Source organism: Aestuariivirga sp. (assembly GCF_044239095.1).
GTDB lineage: Bacteria > Pseudomonadota > Alphaproteobacteria > Rhizobiales > Aestuariivirgaceae > Aestuariivirga.
Map to the genome: position 1 here is coordinate 1 of NZ_JBIICB010000362.1, position 3,542 is coordinate 3,542.

Below are 3,542 nucleotides of genomic sequence, written 5' to 3' on the forward strand. Positions count from 1 at the left end.
AAGGCGGCGCCAAGCCCGTGTCCCGCCAGCGCCAGGAGAGCAAGGACAGCCTTTTCATTCTGGCGCGCGAGCACCCTGATGTGCAGGCCGTGCTGAAGCGTTTCCCCGGCGCCGAGATCATCGACGTGAGGGAGCCGGACCAGACGATTCTTCCCCCCAGCATGAGTGAGAACGATGAAGAACCTCGGTGACATGATGAAGCAGGTCCAGGCCATGCAGTCGCGCATGGCCGAGATGCAGGCGAAGCTCGAACACGCCACGGTCACGGGCCAGTCCGGGGGCGGCCTCGTCAAGGTGACGCTTTCCGGCAAGGGCGCGATGACGGGCATTGAGATTGATCCTTCGCTCCTGAAACCCGAGGAGAAGGATATTCTCGAAGACCTGATCTCCGCCGCTCACGCCGATGCGAAGAACAAGTCGGAGGCCATGATGGCGGAGGAGATGAAGTCCGTCACCGGCGGGCTGCCGCTGCCGCCGGGCTTCAAGCTGCCCTTCTGATGTCGCGCCGCACCACGGGGCCTGAGATCGAGCGGCTGATCCAGTTGCTCGCCAAGCTGCCGGGGCTCGGCCCCCGCTCGGCCAGGCGCGCCGCCCTCTATCTCATCAAGAACCGCGAGCGCCTTCTCGTGCCCCTCGCCACGGCCATGGCGGAGGCGCGCGACAAGGTGACCGTCTGCTCGGAATGCGGCAACGTCGACACCGTCGATCCCTGCACGCTCTGCACCGACCCGCGCCGTGACCGCAGCACGCTCTGCGTCGTCGAGGACGTCGGAGACCTCTGGGCGCTGGAGCGCGCGGGCGCCTGGAACGGCCTCTACCACGTGCTGGGCGGCACGCTCTCGGCGATCGAGGGCATCCGGCCGGAGGACCTGAGCATCGACACGCTGATCGCGCGCGCAGGTGCGGGCGGTGTGAAGGAAGTGGTGCTGGCGCTCAATGCCACCGTCGAAGGCCAGACCACGGCGCATTACATCACCGAGCGGCTGAAAACCCTTGGGATCGCCGCCTCCCGCCTCGCTCACGGCGTGCCGGTCGGCGGCGAACTCGACTATCTCGACGAAGGCACGCTGATGCAGGCGATCAGGGCGAGAAGGCCCCTCTAAAATTGGGGCAGTCTGTCCTCTCCCGCTCCTTCAGCGGGAGAAGACGATTCGTGGCGATCATCTGATCGTTCGCGGCGCGGTCAGAAACCCTCCAGCACGATCTTGCCGCGTGCGGAGCCGCTTTCGATCAGGGCGTGGGCCTTGAGGAGATTGGCCGCGGTGATGGCGCCGAAATGGGCCGACATGGTGGTGCGGATCTTGCCTTCTTCCACCATGGCGGAGACGCTGTTCAGAAGTCTGTGCTGCTCCTCGATGTCGGCGGTGCCGTAAAGGGGCCTCGTGAACATCAGCTCCCAGTGCAGCGACAGGCTCTTGCGCTTCAGCTTCATGATGTCGAGCGGCGGCGGATCGTCGATGAGGCAGAAGCGGCCCTGCGGCGCCATGAGATCGACAATGGCATCGAGATGCTTGTCCGTTTCGGTGGTGGAGAACACGAAGCCGGGTGCTGAAAGGCCAAGCCTCTTCACCTCCTCGTTCAGCGGCTTCCGGTGGTCCACCACATGGTGCGCGCCCATCTCCTTCACCCAGGCCTGAGTTTCCGGGCGCGATGCCGTGGCGATGATGGTGAGGCCTGTCAGCTGCCGCAGGATCTGGATGGCGATCGAGCCCACACCGCCCGCACCGCCCACGACGAGGATCGATCCTGCCCCTTCAGGCGTGGGAACGGTGACCTTCAGCCGGTCGAACAGCGCCTCCCATGCGGTGATGGCGGTCAGCGGCAGGGCGGCGGCCTCGGCAAAGTTCAGGTTGCGCGGCTTGCGGCCCACGATCCGCTCATCGACGATGTGCAGCGCGCTGTTGGTGCCGGGCCGGTCGAGGGATCCGGCATAAAACACCTCGTCGCCGGGCTTGAACAGGGTTGCTTCCGGGCCCACGGCATCAACCACGCCCGCGGCATCCCAGCCCACCACCTTGTGCTCACCCGGCGGCGGCGCCACACCGCGCCTGATCTTGGTATCCACCGGATTGACGGATACCGCGCGCACCGCAACGCGGATATCGCGCCCGGTGGGAACGGGGACCGGAAGCGTGATGTCCTCGAGCGCCTGACTGTCCGAAACCGGGCCCGCATTCCTGTAGCCGACTGCCTTCATCAAGATATTCATCCTCAAAGCGTTATGGTTCGATCATTGCACGGGCTGAGCCCGCGCGCCAATTCCTCATGGGGGGTTCAATTGCGTTCGATGAGCTTCGGCCGCACCACCTCGACGGCGGTTTCCGGCTGCTGCAGGTCGAGGCTCTCGATCCTCAGTCCCCGGCGCGTGACCTTCTCGGCCGAGATGCCGAGCTTCTCGAGGTGGGCGGCGGCAAGCCCGAAATGCTTCTGCAATTCACCAACGCGGTCTTTCAGGCGGGCGACGTCCTCCAGCAGCCGCGTGACCTCCACCTTGATGAGGCCCGCCTGCTCGCGCATGCGGGCGTCCTTGAAGATCGCCTGAAGCGTCTGCACCAGCAGCATCAGCACGTTTGGAGAGGCGATGATGACGCGGGCGCGGTGCGCCTTCTGGATCACGTCCTCGAAGCGCTCGTAGAGTTCGGCGTAAACGGCTTCGGACGGCACGAACATGATGGCTGTCTCATGTGTCTCCCCGGCGAGGAGATATTTCTCCGCAATGTCCTTGACGTGCTTCAGCATGTCGCCCCTCAGCCGCGCCTCGGCGTTGCGCAGCTCGTTTTCGCCGCGCGCCGTCTTGAGGGCGTTGAAGGCTTCGAGTGGAAACTTGGCATCGATCGCCAGCCTGATCTGCGAGTCGGGCAGCGAGACGAGGCAGTCCGGCCTGGTGCCGTTGCTCAGCGTGTCCTGGAAGGCATAGGCATTGTTGGGAAGCCCGTCGCGGATGATGGCTTCCATGCGCGCCTGGCCATAGGCGCCGCGCGCCTGCTTGTTCGACAGAATGTCCTTGAGGGTCAGCATCTCGCTGGAAAGCGCTGTGATGTTCTTCTGTGCCGCGTCGATGACGGCCAGGCGTTCATGCAGCTGGTTCAGCGATTGCCCGGTGCGGACCGATGCCTGCTCGAGCCGCTCGTCCAGCGCCGAGGCGAGCTGTATCTGTGAGCCTTGCGACTGTTCGACCAGGCTCTTCAGCGCACCGGAGAGTTCGGCAATGCGGAACTCGAGTTCCACCGTGCGCTTCAGGCCCGCCTGCCGGTTGGCCTGGGCCCGCCACGACAGGACCACCGCCGCGATCAGCAGAAACAGCGCGAAGATCGCTGCGGCAACGATGATATCGAGCAGCGTGACGGGGGTGCCGCCGATCACGATCAGGGCGCGGTCAAGGTCCATGGCGGGAAGCCTAAACCGATTCGCCTCACTAGTGTCTTGATCGATAAATATGTATGATCATGCCCTGATTTGATTTGGGGGCATGAGATGGGCAAGCCTGCTGTTAGGATTGTTTTGGAGCCGTCGCAGCGGACGGAACTGGAGCGGTTGGTTCG

At 64.4% G+C, this 3,542-nt stretch carries 4 protein-coding genes and 1 pseudogene; 3 read left to right on the forward strand and 2 right to left on the reverse strand.

Going from position 1 to position 3,542, the window contains the following annotated elements; translation table 11 throughout:
* From ACILRA_RS21160 to recR, 3 genes and pseudogenes are all read left to right on the forward strand, one after another.
* A pseudogene (locus ACILRA_RS21160) lies at window positions 1–191 on the forward strand (hypothetical protein); the annotation flags it as partial.
* On the forward strand, window positions 175–498 hold the full coding sequence (locus tag ACILRA_RS21165) for a YbaB/EbfC family nucleoid-associated protein (protein WP_395664028.1): 324 nt from the start codon (window positions 175–177) through the stop codon (window positions 496–498). The pseudogene ACILRA_RS21160 and the gene ACILRA_RS21165, both read left to right, overlap by 17 nt.
* Window positions 498–1,103: a recombination mediator RecR gene (gene recR / locus ACILRA_RS21170; RefSeq protein ID WP_395664029.1), complete on the forward strand. Its 606-nt coding sequence runs from the start codon at window positions 498–500 to the stop codon at window positions 1,101–1,103. Before ACILRA_RS21165 ends, recR begins: the two co-directional genes overlap by 1 nt.
* A gap of 80 nt (window positions 1,104–1,183) precedes the next feature.
* On the opposite strand, the gene ACILRA_RS21175 is transcribed toward recR, so the two are convergent.
* Both ACILRA_RS21175 and ACILRA_RS21180 read right to left on the reverse strand, forming a co-directional pair.
* Window positions 1,184–2,197, reverse strand: coding sequence for a zinc-binding alcohol dehydrogenase family protein (locus ACILRA_RS21175; protein ID WP_395664031.1), 1,014 nt, complete (start codon window positions 2,195–2,197; stop codon window positions 1,184–1,186).
* Window positions 2,198–2,274: 77 nt separating this feature from the next.
* Window positions 2,275–3,387, reverse strand: coding sequence for a DNA recombination protein RmuC (locus ACILRA_RS21180; RefSeq protein WP_395664030.1), 1,113 nt, complete (start codon window positions 3,385–3,387; stop codon window positions 2,275–2,277).
* Window positions 3,388–3,542 lie beyond the last annotated feature (155 nt).

Excerpts from the sequence above, each read along its gene's own strand:
- ACILRA_RS21165 (WP_395664028.1), top strand. The coding sequence starts at position 175 with ATGAAGAACCTCGGTGACATGATGAAGCAGGTCCAGGCCATGCAGTCG.
- recR (WP_395664029.1), top strand. The coding sequence starts at position 498 with ATGTCGCGCCGCACCACGGGGCCTGAGATCGAGCGGCTGATCCAGTTG.
- ACILRA_RS21175 (WP_395664031.1), bottom strand. The coding sequence starts at position 2,197 with ATGAAGGCAGTCGGCTACAGGAATGCGGGCCCGGTTTCGGACAGTCAG.
- ACILRA_RS21180 (WP_395664030.1), bottom strand. The coding sequence starts at position 3,387 with ATGGACCTTGACCGCGCCCTGATCGTGATCGGCGGCACCCCCGTCACG.